Here is a 21,487-nt window from a genome sequence, read left to right on the forward strand (position 1 = left end):
CACGCCAACCTGCGCGCCGCCTTCCACTACGGCGACCTGGACCAGCCGGTCCAGGTCCTGCCGGCCCGGGTCGCGCTGCCCTGGCGGGAACAGGACCTGACCGGCCGCGCCGATCCGGAGGCGGAGGCCGCACGGCTGGCCGGCGCGGACCGCCGCGCCAGGTTCGACCCGGCACGGCCCCCGCTGCTGCGGTTCCTCCTGCTCCGGCTCGGCGCACGGCACCACCGGCTGGTGCTGACCGTCCACCACATCGTGTGGGACGGCTGGTCCACCTCGGTGCTCGTACGGGAACTGTTCGCCCTGTACGCGGGCGGCCGGCTCGCGCCCGTCGCGCCGTACGGGCGGTACGCGGCCTGGCTCGCCGGCCGGGACCGGGACGCGGCACGCCAGGCCTGGCGGGAGGCGCTGGCCGGCCTGCCCGGTCCGACCCTCGTCGGCACCACCGGCCGTACCGAGGTGCCGCACGGACTGGTCGTCCACGAGCTGGACGAGGCCACCACCCGGGCGCTGACCGCGCGTACCGCGGCGCACGGTCTGACGCTGAACACCGTCGTCCAGGGCGCCTGGGCGGTGGTGCTGGGCGAGCTGACCGGCGGCCACGACGTGGTCTTCGGGTCCTCGGTGTCCGGCCGGCCGCCCGAACTGCCCGGCGTCGAGGGCATGGTCGGGCTGTTCACCAACACCGTCCCGGTGCGGGTGCGACTGGCACCGGACGAGCCGTTCCCCGCCGCGCTGCACCGCCTCCAGCGGGAGCAGGCCGCACTGCAACCGCACGACCACCTGGGCCTGGCCGAGATCCAGCGGGCGGCCGGCCTGCGCTCCCTGTTCGACACCACGACGCTGTTCGTGAACTACCCGATGGACCCCTCCGCGTGGGCGGCGGCCCTCGACGGGCGGCTGCGGATGCGCGCGTTCGCGGCCGCGGACGACACCCATTTCCCGCTCCGGCTGGCGGTGGTCCCGGGCGAGCGGCTGTCGCTGCGGCTCGGGCACCGGCCCGACGCCTTCGGCCCCGGCGAGGCGCGGCGGCTGGCCGCGCGCTGCGCCCGGGTGCTCGAAGCGGTCGCGCGCGGCCGGGACCCGCTGGTCCGCGAGCTGTCCGAACCCGTTCAGGAAGGAACGTCATGACCGAGGACCACGTATTCACCCTCACCGAGGCGGAGCGGGAGCGGACCGGAGCGGTCGCCGAAGCGCTCGCCGGGGTGGAGCCCCGCCTGGTCGACGACCGGAGCTGGCTGGACGCCTGCCGGGGGATGTCCGAGGAGCTCCCGCAGCGGCTGCGCCGCAGACTGCGGGCGTTCCGGCACGACCCGGAGGCGGACGGCATGCTGCTGGTGCGCAACCTGCCGCTGGGGCCCGCGCTCGTGCCCACCCCGGCCGTCCGGGAGTCGGTCGAGCGGGCGGCCACCCCGGCCGCCGGGACCATCGCCCTGGTCTCCTCGCAGATCGGCGAGGTCATCGCCTACCGGGACGAGAAGAGCGGCGCCCTGGTGCAGAACGTCGTCCCCGTGGCCGGCCGGGAGGAGCAGCAGAGCAACGCCGGATCGGTCCCGCTGGAACTGCACGTGGAGAACGCCTTCCACCCCTACCGGCCGGACATGGTCGCACTGCTGTGCCTGCGCCCCGACCACGACGGCGGCGCCGGTCTGCGGATCGCCTCGATCCGCCGGGCGGTCGCGCTGCTGCCGTACGACGTGCGCAAGGTGCTCGGCGAGGAACGGTTCCGCACCGAGGTCCCGCCGTCCTTCGGCAGCCCCGGCGGTCAGGCCCCGCCGCACCCGGTCCTGTGCGGCGACTTCGACGACCCCGACGTCCGGGTGGACTTCCACGCCACCCACCCCGAGGACGAGCAGGCCGCCGAGGCGATGACGGTCCTGCGGGCCGCGCTGGACACCGTCACCCGCGCCGTCTACCTGCGCCCCGGCGACCTCGCGATCGTGGACAACCGGGTCACCCTGCACGGCAGGACCCACTTCACCCCGCGCTACGACGGCGAGGACCGCTGGCTGCACCGGACCTTCATCCACCTCGACCACCGCAGGTCCCGCGCCCTGCGCGCCGACAACGGGCAGGTGCTGTCGTGAGACGGCTCGCCCTGGCCGTCACCGCCCTCCTCGTGGGGCTGGCCTCCTCGGCGCCGGCCGTCGCCGCGAGGGAAGCCGGGCCGCGGCGGGCCGCCGGGCCCGAGGTGGTCGTGATCGGCACCGGCGGCACCATCACCGGCGTCGCAAAGGACCGGGCCGGCTTCGAGGACTACGACGGCAGCGCGCTGCCCGTCGCGGACATCGTGTCCGGCCTGCGTCCGGAGCTGGACCAGGTGGCGCGGGTCGTCACCCGGGAAGGGCCCGAGCAGACCGCGATGACCGACTACTACGACCTGGCCCGGCAGGTCGACCGGGCACTGCGCACGGCGGACGCGGTCGTCGTCACGGCGGGCACCAAGTCGCTGGAGGAACTGGCCTACTTCCTCGACCTGACCGTGCGCAGCCCCAAGCCGGTGGTCGTGACCGGATCCATGCGGCCGTCCAACGTGTTCGGCGCGGACGGCCCCGCCAACCTCTACAACTCCGTCGTGCTGGCCGCGAGCGGACGCACCCGGTGCTTCGGCACGGTCGTCGCGTTCGGCAACGACATCCTCGCCGCCCGCGAGGCCACCAAGACCACCACGCTCAGGCCCGGCGCGTTCCACGCCGGAGAGGCGGGGGTGCTCGGCACCGTCGACGGCGACCGGATCCGGCTGCCGCGGGCGCCCGCCCGGGTCCAGCGGTGCGGCGAGAGCGGCTGGCGCACACCGTTCGACCTGGCCGGGATCAAGCGGGAGGAGCTGCCCCGCACCGAGATCGTCGCCTCCTACCCGGACGCCGGCGGCGAGGCGATCACCGCGTTCGCCGACGCGGGCGTCGAGGGCATCGTCGTCGCCGGCGACCCCTCGCCCGGCGAGGCCGGCGCGCTGCGCGGGGCGCTCGGCAAGGGCGTGACGGTCGTGGCCGCGGCCCGGACCGGCGGCGGCGCCGTGTACGACGCCCACGCCCCCGGCGTCCTGCCCGCCGAGGACCTGCTGCCGCAGAAGGCCCGGATCCTGCTGCTGCTCACGCTCGCCACCACCCGGGAACCCGCGGACGTCGCCGAGCGGTTCGCCCGCTACGGCGTCCCGCAGTTCACCCCCTGACCCGCTCCGGCACCCCGGACCCGCTGCCGCATCCTGGCACACCCGCACTCCCGGCACACCCGAAGGAGACCCTGTCATGACCGCCCCGACGCCCGTCCCCGAGCTGGTGGCCCGGCAGATCGCGCTGACCCCGGACCGGCCGGCGGTGGCCGCGGCCGGCAGGCAGCTGACCTACGCCGAGCTGGGCACCCGGGCCGACGCCCTGGCCCACGCCCTCGTCGCCCACGGCGCGGCACCGGACCGCCCGGTCGGCGTCCTGCTGCCGCGCGGCCTCGACCTCGTCGTCACCCTGCTCGCCGTCTGGCGGGCGGGGGCCGCCTACCTGCCCCTGGACCCCGGCCACCCCTCCGCCCGGCTGTCCGGCCTGATCGAGCAGACCGGCCTCACCCTGATCGTCACCGACCACACCGGCCACCCCCGGGTCACCGCAACCGGCGCCACCCCGATACTCCCCGACGCTCCGCCCCCGGCGGAGGGGTTCGCGTGGGCCCTCGCGGAGCCGGACGGGGCCGCGTACGTGATGCACACCTCCGGCTCGACCGGTCGCCCGAAAGGCGTGGTGATCGACCACGCGGGCCTCGCCAACCGCGTCCGCTGGGCGGTCGACTCGCTCGGGCTGGACGCCTCGGACCGGGTGCTGCAGAAGACGCCGGTGACCTTCGACGCGGCCGGCTGGGAGATCTTCGCGCCGCTCACCGTCGGCGGCACGGTCGTCCTCGCGCCGGAGGGTGCCGAGCGGGACCCGGCGGCCCTGCTCCGGGCCGTCGCCGACACCGGCGCGAGCGTGCTCCAGCTGGTGCCGTCCGTGCTGCGCGCGCTGGCCGAGGAGGACGGCTGGGACCGCTGCGGCGCGCTGCGCGTGCTGTGCTGCGCCGGCGAGCCGCTGCACGCGGAGGCGGTCCAGCGGGTGCTCGCGCTGGCCCCTTGCGAGGTCACGGTCTGGAACACCTACGGGCCCACCGAGTGCTCCGTCGACATCACCGCCCACCGCTTCGACCCCGCGCAGCGCACCGGTCCCGTGCCGATCGGCCGGCCGATCACCGGGACGCGCGTGCTGGTGCTGGACGACAGCGGCCAGCCGGCCGACGTGGGCGAGCTGTTCGCGGGCGGGGTGGGGGTCGCCCGGGGCTACCTCGGGCGGGCCGGCCTGACGGCCGAGCGGTTCGTACCCGACCCGTACGGGCCCGCCGGCGCGCGGCTGTACCGCACCGGCGACCGGGTCCGGGTGCGCCCGGACGGAGCCCTGGAGTACCTGGGGCGCATCGACCGCCAGGTCAAGATCAACGGTGTCCGGATCGAGCCGGGCGAGATCGAGGCCGTCCTGGAGGCCCATCCCGCGGTCGGCGGCGCCGCCGTCGTCCCGGTCGAGGCGCCGGGCGGCGGACCGGCCCTGGCCGCCTACGTCCGGGCACCGAAGGTGCCGGACGGGCTGCGTGACTACCTCGCCGAGCGGCTGCCGGGCACCCATGTGCCGTCGGTGCTGCTCGCGGTCGACCGGTTCCCGGCCACGTCCAGCGGCAAGCTGGACCGCGCGGCGCTGCCCGCGCCGTCTTTCGCGGCGCCGGCCGTCCGGCGGGAGTCGGCGGCCGAGGAGACGGTGGCCCGGGTCTGGCGCGACCTGTTCAAGAGCGACGGCATCGCCTCCGACGCCGACTTCTACCAACTCGGCGGAACGTCACTTCAGTTCACCCGGCTGGTCAACCGGCTGCGCAAGGCGACCGGCCGCGACCTGGCCCTCGCGGACCTCCTGACCGCCACCACGATCGCCGACCAGGCCCGCCTGCTCGACACCCGCAACGACGGGAGCGGCCCGGACGACGGCTACGGCGCGGCGGACAGCCACGGCGCGGACGACACGTACCGCCCGGTGCCACAGGACGACGAGACCGGTCTCCCCGACGGCCCGGTGCCGTTGCCCCGTACCGGGCCGCTGCCCCTGTCCTTCGGCCAGCGCCGGCTGTGGGTGCTGGACCGGATGAAGCCGCGCAGCCGCGAGTGGGTGTCCGCGCTGTTCCTGCCGGTGCCGGACGGCACGGGCCCCGGCCTGGTCGCCGCCGCGCTGGACCGGCTGGTCGAGCGGCACGAGGCGCTGCGCACGGCGTTCGTCGTCCAAGGCGGCGAACCGATGCAGCTGATACGGCCGCCGGTCCCGCTCGAACTGACCACGGCCGAGGTCACCCCCGGAGAACTGCCCGCCGTGCTCGACCGCGAGCTGGACCGCGGCTTCGACCTGGCGGGCGGTCCGCTCGCCCGGGCCCTGCTGGCCCGCGACCCCGCGCCCGGTGGCCGGCAGGTGCTGGTGCTGTCGGTGCACCACATCATCTGCGACGGCTGGTCCTCCTCGGTGCTCGAACGCGAGTTCGCCACGGTCCTCGCCGCACTGCGAGCCGGCCGCGAGCCGCGACTGCCCGCCCTGCCGGTCCAGTACGCCGACTTCGCCGCCTGGCAGCGGGAGCGGATCACGCCCGCGGCGGTGGAGCGGGAACTCGCCTACTGGCGGGCGGCGCTGGACGGCGCGGCCCCGCTGGAGCCGAGGCCCGACCACCCGCGGCCCCGGGTGCGCGACGGCAAGGGCGCGATGGTGCCGCTGGAGCTGTCACCCGAGGTCACCGAGGCTCTGGTCGCGCTGGGCCGGCGCCACGGCGCCACTCCGTTCATGACGCTGCTGACCGGGTTCGGCACGCTGCTCGCCCGCCGGACCGGACAGTGGGACGCCGTACTCGGCACCCCGGTGGCCGGCCGGGACCGGCCCGGGACCGAGGGCGTGGTCGGCTTCTTCCTCAACAGCCTGGTGCTGCGCCTGGGCCTGTCCGGCGGCATGACCTTCGACGCGGGCGTCCAGCGGGTCAGGGACGCGTGCCGGGCGGCCTTCGCCCACCAGGACCTGCCCTTCGAGCAGCTCGTGGCCGACCTCGCCCCCGAGCGGGACTCCTCGCGCACCCCGCTGTACCAGGTCGCCTTCGACCTCCACGACGAGGAGCTGACCGGATCGGCCGCCGACGCGGCGGACCTCGCGGCCCTGGTGGAGGTCTCCCGGATCGCCAAGACCGACCTCACCCTCTATCTGCGCCGCCGCCCCGACGGGGGGATGTCCGGGGGACTGGAGTACGCCACCGCCCTGTTCGAGCGGGACACCGTCGCGCGCCTGGCTAACCAGCTCGTCCTGCTGCTCCAGCGGGCCGCGGCAAACCCCGGCACCCGCCTGGACGCCCTCGATCTGCTCCCGGCCGCCGAGCGCGGCGCGCTGCTGCGCTGGAGCGGCACCCCCGCCCCGGCGTACACCACCGACGCACCCGGCCTCTTCGAGCGGCAGGCGGACGCCTCCCCCGACGCGGTCGCCCTGCGCACCGAGGCCGGCGAGGTCACCTTCGCCGAGCTGGACCGGCGGGCCAATCGTCTCGCCCACCGGCTGCGGGACCTCGGCGCCGGCGCGGACTCGGTCGTCGGCGTCCTGGTCGACCGCGGCGCCGATCTGATCACCGCCCTGCTCGGCGTGTGGAAGGCGGGAGCGGCCTATCTGCCGATCGAGCCGGGCACCCCGGCCGAGCGGGTCCGGTACATGCTGGCCGACGCCGGGGCCGGCCTGCTGGTCTCCACCACCACCGTCGAGGGCGCCCGGACCGTGTCGCCGGCTCCGGACGGCGCCGAGACGTCCCGGCCCGCCCGGCCGGCCGACCCGGAGCGGCTGGCCTACGTCATCTACACCTCCGGTTCGACGGGCAGACCCAAGGGCGTCGGGATCACCCACGCCGCGCTCGCGGGCCATCTGCGGTGGGCGGTGGACGAGTTGGCGCTCCCGGCGCCGGGCGGCGCGGCGGTGTTCACCTCGGTCGCCTTCGACCTCGGCGTCCCCAACCTGTGGGCGGGGCTGCTGGCCGGCCGGCCGACGACGCTGCTGCCGCAGGACCTGGACCTGACCGAGCTGGGTGACCGCCTGGTCGCCGCCGCCCCGCTGGCCTTCCTCAAGCTCACGCCCGGTCACCTGGAGATCCTGTCCGGGCTGCCCGAGGAGCGGATCGCCGGCCTCGCGGCCCGGATCGTCGTCGCGGGCGAGGCGCTGCCGGTCGCCCTGGCCGAGCGGTGGGCGGCCCTCCTCGGCCCGGGCCGGCTGATCAACGAGTACGGCCCCACCGAGACCTGTGTGGGCGCCACCGTCCACCCGGTCACGGCGGGCTCCGGCCGGGACGGCGTGCCGATCGGCCGGCCCCTGCCCGGCGTGCGCACGCACGTGCTGGACTCCTGGCTCCGGCCGGTCCCGGTCGGCGCGGTCGGCGAACTGTGCGTCGGCGGCGCGGGCGTCGGGCGCGGCTACACCGGCAGGCCGGAGCAGACCGCGGAGCGGTTCGTCCCCGACCCGTTCGGCGAGCCGGGCGACCGGCTGTACCGGACCGGGGACCTCGCCCGGGTGCTGGACGGCGGCGAGGTGGAGTTCCTCGGCCGCGCCGACACCCAGGTCAAGATCCGCGGCTACCGCGTCGAACTCGCCGAGATCGCCGCGGTGGTCGCCGAGCACCCGCAGGTGCGGCAGGCCGTGGCCACCGCGCACGACGGGCTGATCCGGGTCGCCTACGTCCCCGACGGCAGCGAACCCTCCCCGCGGTCGCTCACCGCACTGTGCGCCGCCCGGCTGCCCGCGTACATGCAGCCGGCCGTGTTCACCGCGCTGGCCGCGATGCCGCTGAACGCCAACGGCAAGGTCGACCACGGCGCGCTGCCCGCGCCCGTGCCCGGCGAGCGGGAACTGGTGCCGCCGCGCGGGATCGTCGAGGAACGGGTCGCGGAGATCTTCACCGGGCTGCTCGCGGCCCCGGTGGGCGCGCACACCGGGTTCTTCCGGGCCGGGGGCAACTCGATCCTCGCCATCCGGCTGGTCGCAGCGCTCCAGGACGCCTTCGACGTGGACCTGCCGATCCGGGCCGTCTTCGAGGGCCCGACCGTCGCCGAACTGGCGGCCCTGATCGAGGACTTGGTCCGCTCCGAGCTCGACGCGATGTCCGACGCCGAGCTCAACGCCTACGGAAAGGAGGACGTCAATGGACTTCGCCTTGACGACCGAGCAGCAGCGTCGTCGTGACCGGCTCCTGGCCGCGATCAGGGAGGAGCTGCCGGGACGCCGGCGCACGGACCCGGCGGACCATTTCGACCGGGAGGACTGGGGCAGGGCGGCGGCCCTCGGACTGACCGGGCTGTGCCTGCCCGAGGAGTTCGGCGGCGGCGGGCTCGGCGCCCTGGACACCGCGCTGTGCCTGGAGGCGTTCGGGCAGGGCTGCCTGGACACCGGGCTCGCCTTCGGGGTCGCCGCCCATCTGCTGGCCTGCGCGGTGCCGGTCCGGGACTTCGCCGGCCCCGAGCTGCGGGAGGAGCTGCTGAAGGGCCTGTCCACCGGCTCGGTCATCGCCTCCAACGCGATCACCGAGGACGGGGCGGGCTCGGACACGGCCCGGCTGGAGATGACCGCCCGCCGCGACGGCGACGCCTACGTGATCGACGGCGTGAAGTCGTTCGCGAGCAACGCCCCGCTGGCCGACGTGATCGTCACCTACGCGGTCACCGAGCCGGCGGCCGGGTTCCTCGGCACCAGCGGGTTCGTGGTCCCGCGTGGTCTGCCCGGGCTGAGCGTCAGCCCGCCCCTGGAGAAGATGGGCCTGCACGGCTGCCCGGCCGGCCGGATCACCTTCGACGGGGTCCGGGTCCCCGCCCGCTGTCTGCTGGGCGTCGAGGGCCAGGGCCGGGCGGTCTTCCAGCACTCGATGGGCTGGGAACGGGCCTGCCTGTTCGCGATCTACCTGGGAGTGATGACGTACCAGCTCGAGCGGTGCGTCGCGCACGTCCGCTCGCGCAAGCAGTTCCGCCGCAGGCTGGCCGACTTCCAGGCCGTCTCGCACAAGATCTCGGTGATGTCGGAGCGCCTGGAGGGGGCGCGGCTGCTGCTGTACCGCGCCTGCTGGCTCACCGACCAGGGCACCGCCGACGCCGGTGCGGTGTCGCTGGCCAAGGTCGCGGTCTCCGAGGCCGCCGTCGCCAACGCCCGGGACGCGGTACAGGTCTTCGGCGGCATCGGCTACCTCGCCTCGACCGGCATCGAGCAGCAGCTGCGCGACGCCGTGCCCAGCACGCTCTTCTCCGGCACCACGGAGATCCACCGGAGCGTCATCGCGAGGGAGAGAGGACTGTGAACCTCCAGGAACTGGTCATCCGTTCCGCCCGGCGGTATCCGGACCGTCCGGCCGTGGCGGGACCGGGGCGCGAGCTGAGCTACCGCGAACTCGACCGCGCGGCCGACGCCTACGCCCTCCTCCTCGCCCGGGCCGGGGTCGGCCACGGGGACCGGGTCGTCCTGTGGGGCGACAAGTCGCCCGAGGTCGTGGTGGCGATGCAGGCGGTGCTGCGCCTGGGCGCCGTCTACGTCCCCCAGGACGGGACGGCACCGGTCGGCAGGGTCGCCACCGTGGTCCGCGACTGCGCCGCCCGGGCGGTGTGCACGACGGGCACCCGCCTGACGGAGATCCACTCGGCGCTCACCGCCACCACGGAACCCGCCGCCGCAGCGGGCCTCGCCGACACCACAGAACCCAACCCCGCAGCCGGCCTCAACGGTGCCGCGGCACTCGACGCCGTAGCCGGGCTGGACGGTGCCGCGGTGCTCGACCTGGCGGAGCCCCTGCCCGGTGACGGTCAGGCGCCCCCGGTCGACACGGAGGTGAAGCCGGACGACCCGGCCTTCATCCTCTACACCTCGGGCTCCACCGGGACACCGAAGGGCGTGAGCATCAGCCACCGCAACGCCCGGGCGTTCGTCGACTGGGCCGTGGACCTGCTCGGCGCGGGACCCGAGGACCGGTTCGCCAACCACGCGCCGCTCGTCTTCGACCTGTCGGTGCTGGACCTGTACGCCGCCTTCTCGGCCGGCGCCTCGGTCCGCCTGGTCCCGGCCACGCTGGCCTACGCGCCCGGCGAGCTGGTGGAGTTCCTGCACCGGGAGCGGATCACGGTCTGGTACTCGGTGCCGTCGGCGCTGATCCTGATGATCCGCGGCGGCGGCCTGCTCGACCGGCCCGCCCCCGCCGGGCTGCGGGCGGTGCTGTTCGCCGGGGAGCCGTTCCCCATCGCCCACGTCCGCAGCCTGGCCGCGTGGACGAGGGCCCGGCTGCTCAACCTGTACGGCCCGACCGAGACCAATGTGTGCACCTGGCACGAGGTCGTCCCGGCCGACCTGGAGCGCGACCGGCCGGTGCCGATCGGCAGGGCGGCGAGCGGCGACGAGGTGTGGGCCCGGACCGACGCCGGCACCGTCGCCGGGCCGGGCGAACACGGCGAACTCGTCGTCACCGGGCCGACGGTGATGCTCGGCTACTGGGGCCGCACCCCCGGCTCCGGCGAGTACGCCACCGGCGACATCGTCACCGTGCTGCCCGACGGCTCCTTCGACTACGTCGGCCGCCGCGACCACGCGGTGAAGATCCGCGGCCACCGGATCGAACTCGGCGAGATCGAGACCACCTGCAACGCCCACGCGGAGGTGGAGAGCGCGGCCGTCGTCGTGGCCGGCGAGGGCATGGACGCCCGGCTGGTCGCCTTCGTCGTCCCCCTGCCCGGCGCCCGGCCCGGCGCGCTCGCACTGCGCCGGCACCTGGCGGAGCGGCTGCCGAGCTACATGATCACCGACCACGTCCATCTGCTCGACGACCTTCCGCGCACCCGCAACGGAAAGATCGACCGTCCGGCGCTGGTCCGGCGGCATCTGGCCCTTTCGAAAGGACGCTCATGAACACCGACGACGTGACCGCACGCGTGCTGGACTTCATCAGGACCGAGTTCCTCTGGTCCGACGAGGACCGCGCGATCGACGCGGCCACCCCGCTGCTGGAGTGGGGCATCATCGACTCGCTCCGGATCGCGCTGCTGCAGGCCTTCATCCTCAACGAGTGGGACGTCTCGGTGCCCACCGCCCGGATCGACGCGAAGAACTTCAGGAACGCCGCCTCGATCGCCGCCATGATCCGCGAGCTGGAGCAGGAGACCGTCCGATGAGCACCGACTTCGACATCGCCGTGATCGGCGGCGGACCCGCCGGCTCCACCGCCGCCTCCTACCTGGCCCGCGCCGGCCTCTCCGTGATCGTCTTCGAGAGCGAGACCTTCCCCCGGCCGCACGTGGGCGAGTCCCTGGTCCCGGCCACCACACCGGTGCTGCTGGAGATCGGCGCCCTCGACAAGATCGACGAGGCCGGTTTCCCGCGCAAGTACGGCGCCTCCTGGACGTCCGCGGAATCTCGTGACATCCCCCGGCTGGGCTTCAGCGGCCTCCAGCACGACTGGACCGCGGACATCCAGTTCGTGGAGCGCGACCAGCGGGGGGTGGACCGCGACTACACGTACCACGTGGACCGGTCCCGCTTCGACGCGATCCTGCTGCGGCACGCCGAGGAGCAGGGCGCGACCGTCCTCAACGGGGCCCGGGTCCTCGGCGTCGACTTCGGCGACCCCGAGGTGGTGGTCCGCACCCGGATAGCGGGCAAGCCGGTGGACTACACGGTCGGGATGGTCGTGGACGCCTCCGGCCGGCAGACGATGCTGGGCCGGCAGCTGAAGACCAAGGTGCCCGACCCGGTCTTCGACCAGTACGCGGTGCACGCCTGGTTCGAGGGGCTGGACCGGGAGGCGCTGTCCACCTCCGCGGCCCAGGCGGAGCACATCTACGTGCACTTCCTGCCGATCAAGGACTCCTGGGTCTGGCAGATCCCGATCACCGACACGATCACGAGCATCGGTGTGGTGACCCAGAAGAAACGCTTCGCGGAGGGCAGCGGCGACCTGGACGAGTTCTTCTGGGACTTCGTCGGCAGCCGCCCCGAACTGCACGACGCGCTCAAGGGCTGCCGCCAGGTCCGCCCGCTCAAGGCGGAGGGCGACTACAGCTACTCGGTCAAGGAGATCACCGGTGACCGCTACGTCCTGATCGGCGACGCCGCCCGCTTCGTGGACCCGATCTTCTCCAGCGGGGTCAGCGTGGCGCTGAACAGCGCCCGTATCGCCTCCCGGGACATCATCGCGGCGCACGCGGCCGGCGACTACGGCAAGGAGCGGTTCGCCGGCTACGAGACCAAGCTCCGCCGGGCGGTGCGCTACTGGTACGAGTTCATCTCCATCTACTACCGGCTCAACGTCCTGTTCACCGCGTTCGTCCAGGACCCCCGGTACCGGACGGACGTACTGAAGATGCTCCAGGGCGACGTGTACGACGACGAGGAGCCCAAGGCCCTGGTCGCCATGCGCGAGGCGGTGGCCGCGGTGGAGGCCAACCCCGACCACCTGTGGCACCCCTATCTGGGCACCCTCAAAGCCACCCGCTGACCGGCACCGCCCACCCCTTGAAGGAACGGAAACCCGTCATGCTCATCCTGCGACACAGCGAGGTCGCGCGGCTTCTCGACGGCTGCGAACTCGACACCATGTCGGTCGTCGCGGACGCCTACCGCCTGCACGAGCGGGGCGACACCGCGGTGCCGCACTCGACGTTCCTGCGGTTCCCCGGGCGGCCACGTGACCGCGTCATCGGGCTGCCCGCCTACCGCGGCGGGCAGCGGCCGGCGGCCGGCATGAAGTGGATCGCCTCCTTCCCCGCCAACATCGAGCGCGGGATCCAGCGGGCCAGCGCGGCCATCATCCTCAACTCCCTGGAGACGGGCCGCCCCGAGGCCCTGATCGAGGGCTCGCTGATCTCCGCCGCACGCACCGCGGCGAGCGCGGCCCTCGCCGCCGAGCTGCTCACCCGCGACCGGCGCCCCGACGGCCTGTCGCTGATCGGCTGCGGAGTGATCAACCTGGAGATCCTGCGCCATGTGCACGCGGCCCTGCCCGGCCTCACCTCGCTGGCGGTCTACGACAGTTCGCCCGAACGGTCGGCCGAGTTCGCCGCCCGGGCGGCCGAGGTGGTCCCCGGGGCGCGGGTGCTCGTGCTCGACAGCGCGGAGAAGGCGCTGGCCGCGCACGGCCTCGTCGCCATCGCCACCTCGGCCATCGAACCGCACCTGGATCTGGGGGCGGCCGAACCGGGCACGGTCGTGCTGCACATCTCGCTGCGGGACCTGCTGCCCGAGTCGCTGCCCGGCGCGTACAACATCGTGGACGACACCGAGCACGCGCTGCGCGAGCGCACCTCCCTCGACCTCGCCGTCCGGGCGGCGGGCCACCGCGACTTCATCGCCCCGACGATCGGCCGGCTGCTCCTGGACGAGGACGCCGGGACGGGCAGTGGCCTCGAGCCCGGCCGGACGGTCGTCTACGCCCCGTTCGGCCTCGGTGTCCTCGACATCGCCCTGGCCGACCACGTCCTGACCGCCGCCCGGGCCCAGGGGCTCGGCGTGCGGGTGGACGGCTTCCTGCCGGACTGACCGGCCGGGAGCCCTCGCCACCGAAGCGGGGCCAGGGCCGGTACATCCCCCGGCCGGCCCTGGCCCTCCCCTGTTCCGGCGCCCCCGGCTCCTCGCAGAGAGGCACGTCATGCCCCGAACCCCGCCCGCGGCCGACGCCCCCGCCCGGGGAGCCCCTCGGCCGCTCGCCCGCGGCCGCGCGCCGTCGGTGCGCGACGGCATCGCCCGCTTCGGCCGGAGCAACGCCGTCCACGTGTGGCACGGCCGGGCCGCGGACCTCCCCGACCCGGCCGACGTGGCCTTGCTGGACGCCACGGAACTGGACACCTTCCGGCGCCGTGGCGCGCCGTTCGCCGGCCGCTACGCGGCGGCGCACGCCGCCGTGCGCCGTATCCTCGCCGACCACTATCTCGGCGGCCCGCCGGCCGCGGTCCGGTTCGGCCGGCACCCGTGCCCGCGGTGCGGTGACCCCCTGCACGGGCGGCCCGTGATCCTGGCGCCCGCCACCCGGCTGGACTTCAGCCTGTCGCACTCCGGGCCGTACTGGCTGCTCGCCGTCACCGCCGGCGGGCAGGTGGGCGTCGACATCGAGCAGCACACCGGGCGCGGCTTGCGGGACGTGCCCCGGATCGCGTTGTCGGACGCCGAACTCGACGTCCTGAGCGGGGCCGGCAACGAGCGGGAGCACGAAGAGCTCTTCCTCCGCGCCTGGACCCGGAAGGAGGCGGTCCTCAAGGCCGTCGGAGTGGGCATCGTCGCCGATCTGCGCGGCCTGGACGCCCTCACCGGCGCGCCCGGACCGGTCCGCGTCGACCACGCCGAGCCCGGCGCACCAGGCGCCTGGACGGTCGAGGACCTCCGCCTGGGCCCCGGCCGCTCGGCCGCCCTGGCCCGCGAGCACACCCGCCCGGGCCCGGTGGTCCTACGCCCCCCGGACCCGCCGGCGACGCGGTACGACCGGTCCCGCGGCGACCCGGCATACCGGGGCCTGTGAAACCCGGCGGCACCGCGCCGCCGGGCGCCCGCCCGGACCCGTTCCGGCGGGGCGGGCGGACCGCCCGGGCCGTCGCGCCTTTCCTCTGCTCTCCAGCTTGTGCGCAGTGCCGTGGAACTGCGCACAGGCTGGAGCCCCCGTCACCCTGTCGGTCCGGCCACGAGATCTCCCCGGCCGGGGAGCACCGGCGCGAAGTCGTCCGCGAGGATGGCCTGGTGGGCGCTGCGCAAGGTCGGCCCCGGATCGACCCCGAGCTGTTCGCGCAGCAGTCCGCAGCCCGCGTGGAACGTCTCGAAGGCCTCGGCCTGCCGGTCGCTGCGGTGCAGGGCGATCATCAGCTTCGCCCGGAACGTCTCCCGCAGTGGATGCGCTCCCACCAACTGCGTGAGTTCACCGGTCAGCTGCCGGTGCCGGCCCAGGTGGAGATCGGCGTCGATCCGGCTCTCCAGCACTTCCATCCGGGCCATCTCGATCCGGGACCGCTCGTTGTCGACCAGCGCGTCCGTCACCCCGGTGAGGGTGGGACCGCTCCACAGGTCGAGTGCCGCCCGGAACCGGGACGCCGCGTCGGCGGTCCTTCCCGAACGCGCCAGCGTCTGGCCCTCTTTGGCCAGCCGGTAGAACTCGTCCAGGTCGAAGCGGGCATCCCCTCTCTCGATGCGGTAACCACGGCCGCAGCGCGTGATCGTCGCACCCCCGTGGAAGTGACCCCTCAGCCGCGAGGCGTAGGTGTAGATCTGTGCCTGATACGTGGTGGGAGGGCGCCGTTCCCACAGCACCCCGCCGAGGTCGGAGTCGGAGACGACCCAGCCGTCGGCGAGCAGCAGGGCGGCCAGTATGGTCCGTTGCTTGCAACCGCCCAGTGGAGCCTCCACCCCGTCGGACCACAGTCCGACGGGCCCGAGAACGCGGAACTCTAGCATGACCGTCAGTCAGCTCCCATCTGTGTCTCCCTGTGCGTACACGACGACAACTCCCGCCCGTCCCTTGCGGATTCGCGGGGCGGGATCTCCTTGGCGACCACCCCCTGCGGTCGCGGAGCGAGGTGCCGATCAGCTTCTGCGGCTGTCCGTGTGGGGGGAGGTGGGCGAGCAGCTGCCGCTGTTCGGCCGCGGACGGGGGGATCCGGACGCCGGCCGACTCGCGTCGAGCGGGCCCAGCACACTGATCTCCATGGCAACTCCAGGTCGATTCGCCTGAATCGGCGGGCCGGAGCCCGGTGTTTGTCAACGGTGCCATCCGGCGGGGCGGCGGCACAGTGCCGTCGTACCGGGGCCGGGATGTATTCCTCAGGTGCTGGATCATGAAGAAATCACGGTGTAGGACGGCTCCGTGTGAAAACTTCACCCCCCGCTGATGACACCGACACTGGGTGCGCTCCCCCGCGCTCCGCAGAATCGTTCCCGTAGCCACCGAGCAAGCCCACTGCGAAGGGAACCGATCGCGATGACACCGCACGCCCCGCACCCGGGCACCGTCAGGCACACCCCCGTCACCGCCGCTCCGGCCGCCCGGCTGGTGATCGAGGATCTGGACGTCCCGGCCGAACAGTGCGGCGCGCTGTTCACCGTGACCTACACGCACATCGCCCCGGCGTCCGCCAGACCCGCCGCATGACCGCCGCCGGGGCACACCGCGGCACCGCCGGCCTCCTCGGCTTCAAACGCCACCTGCGGGCCGCCGTCGTACCCGGAGAGGCCGCCTACCTGCTCTCGCAGCGCGGGGTCACCGCGCTGCGGGGGCTGCCGGCCGAGGTGCTGGCCCCGCTGCTGGACGGCACCCGCGACCGGGAGACGGTGATCCGCGACGCCGCCCCGGCCCTCGGCCCGGAGGCGGCCCGGTCGGCGCTCGCCGCGCTGGAGGCCGCCGGCCTGCTCAGGCTGCACACCGCCCCCGCCACCCCGGCGACCCCGTCCGCCGCCGCGGCCGAGGCCTACTGGGACCTCGCCGGGCTGGACGGCGAACGGGCCACCCGCGACGTGGCCGGCGCCCGGGTACGGCTCCTGGCGCTGCCCGGCACCGACCCGGCCCGGACGCACACGGCACTGCGGGAGTCCGGCATCGGGATCGCGGACGCCGGCGAGGACGCCGGGTTCGCGCTCGTCCTGTGCGACGACTACCTGGACCCCGCCCTGAGGGACGTCGACGCGGCCCTCCGCGACCGGGACACGCCCTGGCTGCTGGCCCGCACCGGCGGCGCCGACCCATGGGTGGGGCCGGTGTTCCGGCCCGGCGCCGGACCCTGCTGGTCCTGCCTGGCCGCCCGGCTGCGCGGACACCGCCGCTCGGAACTGCCGCTCCAGCACCACCTCGGACTCACCGGCCCCGCCGGCCGGCCGACGACCGGGCTGCCCGCCTGCGAGTCGACGGCGGCCCAGCTCGCCGCCCTGGAGACCGCGAAGTGGCTGGCCGGCATCCGGCACCCCGGCCAGGGCGCCGTACACATCCTGGACACCCTGCGGCTGGTCTCCGCCGCGCACCCGGTCTCCCGGCTGCCGCAGTGCCCGTCGTGCGGCGACCCGCACCTGGTCGCCCGGCGGGTGCGCGCCCCGTTCGTACCGGTGTCCCGGCCCAAGGCCGCCCAGGACTCGGGCGGCCACCGGGCGCTCACCCCGCACCAGATGCTGGACCGCTACGGCCACCTGGTCGACCCGGTCACCGGCGTCGTCAAGGAGATCAGCCGGGCCAGGCACTGCCCGGACTTCGTGGAGTCCTTCCTCTCCGGCCAGAACCTGGCCATGGGCGCCGCGTCCCTGGCCGGGCTGCGGGCCGGTCTGCGCGCGCTCAGCGGCGGCAAGGGCGTCACCGAGACCGAGGCGAGGACCAGCGCCCTGTGCGAGGCGGTGGAGCGCTACAGCGGCACCCGGCACGGCGACGAGCCGGTGCTGCGGGACACGTACGCCGCGCTCGGCCCGGCCGCCGTGCACCCCCGCGCCTGCCAGCTCTACGCCGACCGCCAGCTGCGCGACCGGCAGGCGTGGAACGCCGCCGGTTCCCGGCTCACCCACGTACCCGAACCGTTCGCCGAGGACCGCCCGACGGAGTGGACGCCGGTGTGGTCGCTGACCGGCCGCACCCAGCGGCTGCTGCCCACGTCCATGCTCTACTTCGGCCAGGGGCCCGCCGCCGACGGCCTGTGCGCCGACTCCAACGGCAACGCCGCCGGCAGCAGCCCGGAGGACGCCCTGCTGCAGGGCTTCCTGGAACTGGTGGAGCGGGACGCCGTGGCACTGTGGTGGTACAACCGCATCCGCCGGCCCGCCGTGGACCTCGACAGCGCGGACGAGCCGTACGTCGACCGGATCCGCTCCGGCTGCCGACGGGCCGGCCGCGACCTGTGGGCGCTCGATCTCACCTCGGACTTCGGCATCCCGGTGGTGGCGGCGCTGTCCCGGCGCACCGACCGGCCCACCGAGGACATCGTGTTCGGCTTCGGCGCGCACTTCGACCCGCGGATCGCGCTGCGACGGGCGCTGACCGAGATGGGACAGCTGCTGCCCGCGGTCGCGCCCGGCCCCGGCGGCACCGGTTACGCCATCTCCGACCCGGACCCGGTGCGCTGGTGGCGCACCGCCACCCTCGCCAACCAGCCCTATCTGACGCCGGATCCGGCCGCTCCGCCGGTCGCGGCGCACGGCCGCGGCTACCGGCCGCGCCCCGATCTGCGCGACGACGTGGAAGCGGTCACCGAGCTGGTGCGCGAGCGCGGGATGGAGCTGCTCGTCCTCGATCAGACCCGCCCGGACCTGCGCCTGCCCGTGGTGAAGGTGATAGTGCCCGGCATGCGTCACTTCTGGCCGAGATTCGCCCCCGGACGGCTCTTCGACATCCCGGTGGCCCTGGGCCGGTTGTCCGAACCGACGCCCTATGCCGAGCTGAATCCCGTGCCGATGTTCGTGTAGCCCGGTAACTTCTGGGCGACGACCACCTTCACCTATTATCCCTCTCAGTGCGCGTGGCCGCGGGCTAGCGGAGGGGGCCGGTAGGACGATGTCGCCACACAACGGTTTACGTCATTCGGCCGCCGAAGCGGCGGACAGTCCCGAATCGGCCGACGGGGAAACGGAGTCGGGACGGCCCGACGCCCCCGCGCCGCGCCTGGCCCGTGTCATCCTCATGGCCGCGCTGCTCAGCTTCCTGCTCATCACGATGCTCAACGTGCTCAGCGCCGGTCTGGGCACCGGTATGAACCTGGTGGCGCTGGCCTGCCTGGCCGCCATCTTCACGCTCCAGCTCAGACATTCGCGTCCCGAGGCGCACCGGGCCCCCTGGCGGCGGAAAGTGGCCGCCCTGGGGGTCCAGGCGCTTCTGACCTACCTTCCCCTCCTCGTCTTCGAGGCCGAGTGGGGCGGAATGGCCGGATTCTTCGCCGGTTCGCTGCTGCTCCTGCTGCCACCGCGCCTGGCCTGGCCGCTGTACGCCGTGGTGGGGCTGTCGATGCTGCTGCCGCCCGCGCTGGAGGGCCGCTCGGTGCTGGACAGCGTCTATCTGTGCCAGTCGACGCTGCTGACCGGCCTGATCGTGTTCGGCCTGACCCGGCTGGCCGACCTGGTGCACGTGCTGCACGACACCCGGAACCAGCTCGCGCGGATGGCCGTCACCAAGGAACGGCTGCGGTTCGCACGGGACTTGCACGACCTGCTCGGCTACAGCCTCTCCGCCATCACGCTGAAGAGCGAGCTGATCCACCGCCTGGTCCCGGCCCATCCGCAGCGGGCCCTCGCCGAGATACGCGATGTGCTCGCCATTTCCCGGCAGTCGCTGGCCGATGTGCGTACGGTCGCCAGCGGGCTGCGCGACATGTCCCTGGCGGAGGAGATCACCACGGCCGAGGGGCTGCTGACCGCGGCGGAGGTGGACATCCGCGTCACGCTGCGGCCGGGGACGATGAGCCAGCAGGTCAACACCGTGCTGGCGGCCGTACTGCGCGAGGCGGTCACCAATCTGCTGCGCCACTCCAAGGCCGACAGCTGCGTGATCGAGGCGGTCCAGGAGGGCGGCCGGGTACGGCTGCTCGTGGAGAACAACGGCGTGGACCCCGCCTACCGGGACCCGTCCGCGCACAGCGGCAGCGGCCTCGGCAACCTCGCCACCAGGATGCGCGAGATCTCCGGCGAGCTGAGCACCGACCGGGGCCCGGACGACACCTTCCGGCTCGTCGCCGAGGCCCCGGCCTTTCCCGAACGCACCCGGTCCGGCGCCGACACCGCGGTGCCCACGACCCGGAATCCGGCGGCCTGAGCCGGAGAGGAGAACCGTCGGTGACCATTCGCCTGCTGCTGGCAGAGGACATGAACATGGTGCGGGGCGCGCTGGTGGCGCTGCTCAGCCTGGAGGACGACCTGGAAGTGGTCGCCGAACTGGAGCGCGGTGACGAGATCGTGGACGCCGCGCTGGCCTGCCGGCCCGATGTCGCGATCATCGACATCGACCTGCCCGGCATCGACGGCCTGACCGCCGCCGCCCGGCTCAGGGAGAAGCTGCCCGAGTGCCGGTCCCTGATCCTCACCAGCCTCGGCCGGCCCGGCACCCTGCGCCGCGCGCTCGCCGCCCAGGTCAACGGCTATCTGCTCAAGGACGCCCCGCCGCGCGAACTCGCCAACGCGGTACGCCGGGTGGCCGCCGGCCAGCGCGTCATCGACCCCCAGCTCGCGCTGTCGGTATGGGGCACCGCGGAGACCCCGCTGACGGAACGGGAGACGGAGGTGCTGCGGCTGGCCGCGGAGGGCCTGGAGGCCGGCGAGATCGCCGACCGCCTGCACCTGGCGCCCGGCACCGTGCGCAACTACCTCACCACGGTGGTGACGAAACTCCTGGCCCGCAACCGGGTGGACGCGATCCGCATCGCCCGCGAGGCAGGCTGGCTCCCGTAACCATGCCGGCCGCCCGCTCGGCTGGGCGACGGGGGCGACCGGGCGACCGGGCGACCGGCTGGGACGGTTCCGGCTGGTCGGCCGGGCATCTGGCTGGGACGGTTCCGGCCGGCCGGCCGGGCGACCGGATGGCTGGCTGGTCGGCCGGCTCGGTGGCTGCCTGGCCGGCTACCTGGTCGGCCGGCTGCCTGGCTGGCGGGCTAGCTCGCTGGCTGCCTGGCCAGCTAGTTGGTGGACTGGCTCGCTGGTCGGCTGGCCGACTGGTCGGCTGGTCGGCCGGCGGTCTGGCCGACTACCTGGCCAGCTGATCGGCCGACCGCCTGATTGGCCGGCCGGCTCGCTGCTTGGCCGGCCGGTCTCAAAGGCCGTCTCCCCTAACCTGCCGGGTCGCCGTCAGCCGCCCCCGCCGCCCCACCACCCCCGGCGTCACCCCGCCGGAGGACGGACGAGGGCACCCGCTCCTCCTCCACGGCGGCGGTCATGCCCGCCGCGGCGAGATAGTCCATGATCCGCTCGGCGACCCCGACGGGCAGGGCCAGCGCGGTCGACACCTGGTCCGGGGTGACCGGCCAGGCCAGCCGCCCCAGCACCCACACGGCCTCCGGGCGGTGCACGAGCACACGGTACGAGGAGCCGGGCGACTGCACGGTGACGCCGTCGCGCCCGACGGTGACCGTCGCCCCGCTGGGCAGCCGCACGGGCCGCCGGCCGGGCAGCCTCGCGAGGGCGAAGCGCGCGACCGGCGACACCGGCATGGCCGACAGCAGCGGCCCGGCCAGGTCGTCGATGCCCAGCGTGCGGACGATCAGGTGGGAGAGCCGTTCCAGGTGGAGCGACAGGCAGTACCAGTCTTCCCGGCCCGCCGCCTCGTCCGCCCCGGCCATGAGGTTGGCCAGCAGGACCGGCCCCAGCTCCATGCGGCGCAGGGCCTCCTCGACCACCGGCTGCGGAGCGGTGACCCGCTCGGTGCCCCAGCGGCCGGTGAGCATCAGCTCGCCCTCCCGGTCCCCCGGCTCGACCACCACGTCCTCGGCGAGCGACCAGAGGTCGACAGTGGGTCCGCCGGCCTCGTCCGGCAT

Annotated in this window: 16 protein-coding genes; 14 read left to right on the plus strand and 2 right to left on the minus strand. The window is 74.3% G+C overall.

Translation table 11 applies throughout. The features are described from left to right. The 10 genes from ABD350_RS13915 to ABD350_RS13960 form a co-directional block, all read left to right on the plus strand. Window positions 1–1,128: condensation domain-containing protein (locus ABD350_RS13915; RefSeq protein WP_344348314.1), on the plus strand; the 1,128-nt coding region annotated here is incomplete at its 5' end. Continuing rightward, the gene (locus tag ABD350_RS13920; RefSeq protein WP_344348316.1) at window positions 1,125–2,084 is read left to right on the plus strand and encodes a TauD/TfdA family dioxygenase; all 960 of its coding nucleotides are present in this window, start codon (window positions 1,125–1,127) and stop codon (window positions 2,082–2,084) included. The genes ABD350_RS13915 and ABD350_RS13920, both read left to right, overlap by 4 nt. Then, a complete protein-coding gene (locus ABD350_RS13925; RefSeq protein WP_344348317.1) occupies window positions 2,081–3,169 on the plus strand; it encodes an asparaginase in 1,089 nt (362 codons plus the stop codon). Before ABD350_RS13920 ends, ABD350_RS13925 begins: the two co-directional genes overlap by 4 nt. A 76-nt stretch (window positions 3,170–3,245) precedes the next feature. Then, on the plus strand, window positions 3,246–8,243 hold the full coding sequence (locus tag ABD350_RS13930; protein WP_344348318.1) for an amino acid adenylation domain-containing protein: 4,998 nt from the start codon (window positions 3,246–3,248) through the stop codon (window positions 8,241–8,243). Next, complete coding sequence (locus ABD350_RS13935) at window positions 8,203–9,345, plus strand: acyl-CoA dehydrogenase family protein (RefSeq protein WP_344348319.1); 1,143 nt, start codon at window positions 8,203–8,205, stop codon at window positions 9,343–9,345. Before ABD350_RS13930 ends, ABD350_RS13935 begins: the two co-directional genes overlap by 41 nt. Further along, window positions 9,342–10,937 carry an AMP-binding protein gene (locus ABD350_RS13940; RefSeq protein ID WP_344348320.1) on the plus strand — a complete coding sequence of 532 codons (1,596 nt, stop codon included), beginning with the start codon at window positions 9,342–9,344 and terminating at the stop codon, window positions 10,935–10,937. The genes ABD350_RS13935 and ABD350_RS13940 overlap by 4 nt, the downstream gene beginning before the upstream one ends. Beyond that, complete coding sequence (locus ABD350_RS13945) at window positions 10,934–11,200, plus strand: hypothetical protein (RefSeq protein ID WP_344348321.1); 267 nt, start codon at window positions 10,934–10,936, stop codon at window positions 11,198–11,200. The genes ABD350_RS13940 and ABD350_RS13945 overlap by 4 nt, the downstream gene beginning before the upstream one ends. Beyond that, window positions 11,197–12,522 (plus strand): NAD(P)/FAD-dependent oxidoreductase, encoded by a 1,326-nt coding sequence (locus ABD350_RS13950; RefSeq protein ID WP_344348322.1) that lies wholly within the window; start codon window positions 11,197–11,199, stop codon window positions 12,520–12,522. Before ABD350_RS13945 ends, ABD350_RS13950 begins: the two co-directional genes overlap by 4 nt. A 38-nt stretch (window positions 12,523–12,560) precedes the next feature. Further along, on the plus strand, window positions 12,561–13,562 hold the full coding sequence (gene sbnB / locus ABD350_RS13955) for a 2,3-diaminopropionate biosynthesis protein SbnB (RefSeq protein ID WP_344348323.1): 1,002 nt from the start codon (window positions 12,561–12,563) through the stop codon (window positions 13,560–13,562). A gap of 109 nt (window positions 13,563–13,671) precedes the next feature. After that, window positions 13,672–14,535: a 4'-phosphopantetheinyl transferase family protein gene (locus ABD350_RS13960; protein ID WP_344348324.1), complete on the plus strand. Its 864-nt coding sequence runs from the start codon at window positions 13,672–13,674 to the stop codon at window positions 14,533–14,535. 140 nt (window positions 14,536–14,675) lie between these two features. Here the strand turns inward: ABD350_RS13960 and ABD350_RS13965 are convergent, their stop codons facing one another. Then, window positions 14,676–15,458 (minus strand): AfsR/SARP family transcriptional regulator, encoded by a 783-nt coding sequence (locus ABD350_RS13965; protein ID WP_344348326.1) that lies wholly within the window; start codon window positions 15,456–15,458, stop codon window positions 14,676–14,678. A 523-nt stretch (window positions 15,459–15,981) separates the two neighbouring features. Between ABD350_RS13965 and ABD350_RS13970 the strand changes: the two genes are divergently transcribed. The 4 genes from ABD350_RS13970 (at window position 15,982) to ABD350_RS13985 (ending at window position 20,408) form a co-directional block, all read left to right on the plus strand. Continuing rightward, window positions 15,982–16,152: a hypothetical protein gene (locus ABD350_RS13970; RefSeq protein ID WP_344348327.1), complete on the plus strand. Its 171-nt coding sequence runs from the start codon at window positions 15,982–15,984 to the stop codon at window positions 16,150–16,152. Continuing rightward, window positions 16,149–18,437 carry a TOMM precursor leader peptide-binding protein gene (locus tag ABD350_RS13975; RefSeq protein WP_344348328.1) on the plus strand — a complete coding sequence of 763 codons (2,289 nt, stop codon included), beginning with the start codon at window positions 16,149–16,151 and terminating at the stop codon, window positions 18,435–18,437. The genes ABD350_RS13970 and ABD350_RS13975 overlap by 4 nt, the downstream gene beginning before the upstream one ends. A 214-nt stretch (window positions 18,438–18,651) precedes the next feature. Beyond that, on the plus strand, window positions 18,652–19,776 hold the full coding sequence (locus ABD350_RS13980) for a sensor histidine kinase (RefSeq protein ID WP_344348330.1): 1,125 nt from the start codon (window positions 18,652–18,654) through the stop codon (window positions 19,774–19,776). Between the two features lie 20 nt (window positions 19,777–19,796). After that, a complete protein-coding gene (locus ABD350_RS13985; protein WP_344348331.1) occupies window positions 19,797–20,408 on the plus strand; it encodes a response regulator transcription factor in 612 nt (203 codons plus the stop codon). A 374-nt stretch (window positions 20,409–20,782) separates the two neighbouring features. Here the strand turns inward: ABD350_RS13985 and ABD350_RS13990 are convergent, their stop codons facing one another. Continuing rightward, entirely contained in the window at window positions 20,783–21,487 is a 705-nt protein-coding gene (locus tag ABD350_RS13990; protein WP_344348333.1) for an NADH oxidase, read from the minus strand.

The sequence above is a fragment of the Streptomyces nogalater genome (assembly GCF_039532885.1).
GTDB lineage: Bacteria > Actinomycetota > Actinomycetes > Streptomycetales > Streptomycetaceae > Streptomyces > Streptomyces nogalater.

What these genes read in the sequence shown, in the direction of transcription:
- ABD350_RS13920 (WP_344348316.1), top strand. Translation starts at nt 1,125, where the DNA reads ATGACCGAGGACCACGTATTCACCCTCACCGAGGCGGAGCGGGAGCGG.
- ABD350_RS13930 (WP_344348318.1), top strand. Translation starts at nt 3,246, where the DNA reads ATGACCGCCCCGACGCCCGTCCCCGAGCTGGTGGCCCGGCAGATCGCG.
- ABD350_RS13935 (WP_344348319.1), top strand. Translation starts at nt 8,203, where the DNA reads ATGGACTTCGCCTTGACGACCGAGCAGCAGCGTCGTCGTGACCGGCTC.
- ABD350_RS13945 (WP_344348321.1), top strand. Translation starts at nt 10,934, where the DNA reads ATGAACACCGACGACGTGACCGCACGCGTGCTGGACTTCATCAGGACC.
- ABD350_RS13950 (WP_344348322.1), top strand. Translation starts at nt 11,197, where the DNA reads ATGAGCACCGACTTCGACATCGCCGTGATCGGCGGCGGACCCGCCGGC.
- sbnB (WP_344348323.1), top strand. Translation starts at nt 12,561, where the DNA reads ATGCTCATCCTGCGACACAGCGAGGTCGCGCGGCTTCTCGACGGCTGC.
- ABD350_RS13960 (WP_344348324.1), top strand. Translation starts at nt 13,672, where the DNA reads ATGCCCCGAACCCCGCCCGCGGCCGACGCCCCCGCCCGGGGAGCCCCT.
- ABD350_RS13965 (WP_344348326.1), bottom strand. Translation starts at nt 15,458, where the DNA reads ATGCTAGAGTTCCGCGTTCTCGGGCCCGTCGGACTGTGGTCCGACGGG.
- ABD350_RS13970 (WP_344348327.1), top strand. Translation starts at nt 15,982, where the DNA reads ATGACACCGCACGCCCCGCACCCGGGCACCGTCAGGCACACCCCCGTC.
- ABD350_RS13975 (WP_344348328.1), top strand. Translation starts at nt 16,149, where the DNA reads ATGACCGCCGCCGGGGCACACCGCGGCACCGCCGGCCTCCTCGGCTTC.
- ABD350_RS13980 (WP_344348330.1), top strand. Translation starts at nt 18,652, where the DNA reads ATGGCCGCGCTGCTCAGCTTCCTGCTCATCACGATGCTCAACGTGCTC.
- ABD350_RS13990 (WP_344348333.1), bottom strand. Translation starts at nt 21,487, where the DNA reads ATGCCGGACGAGGCCGGCGGACCCACTGTCGACCTCTGGTCGCTCGCC.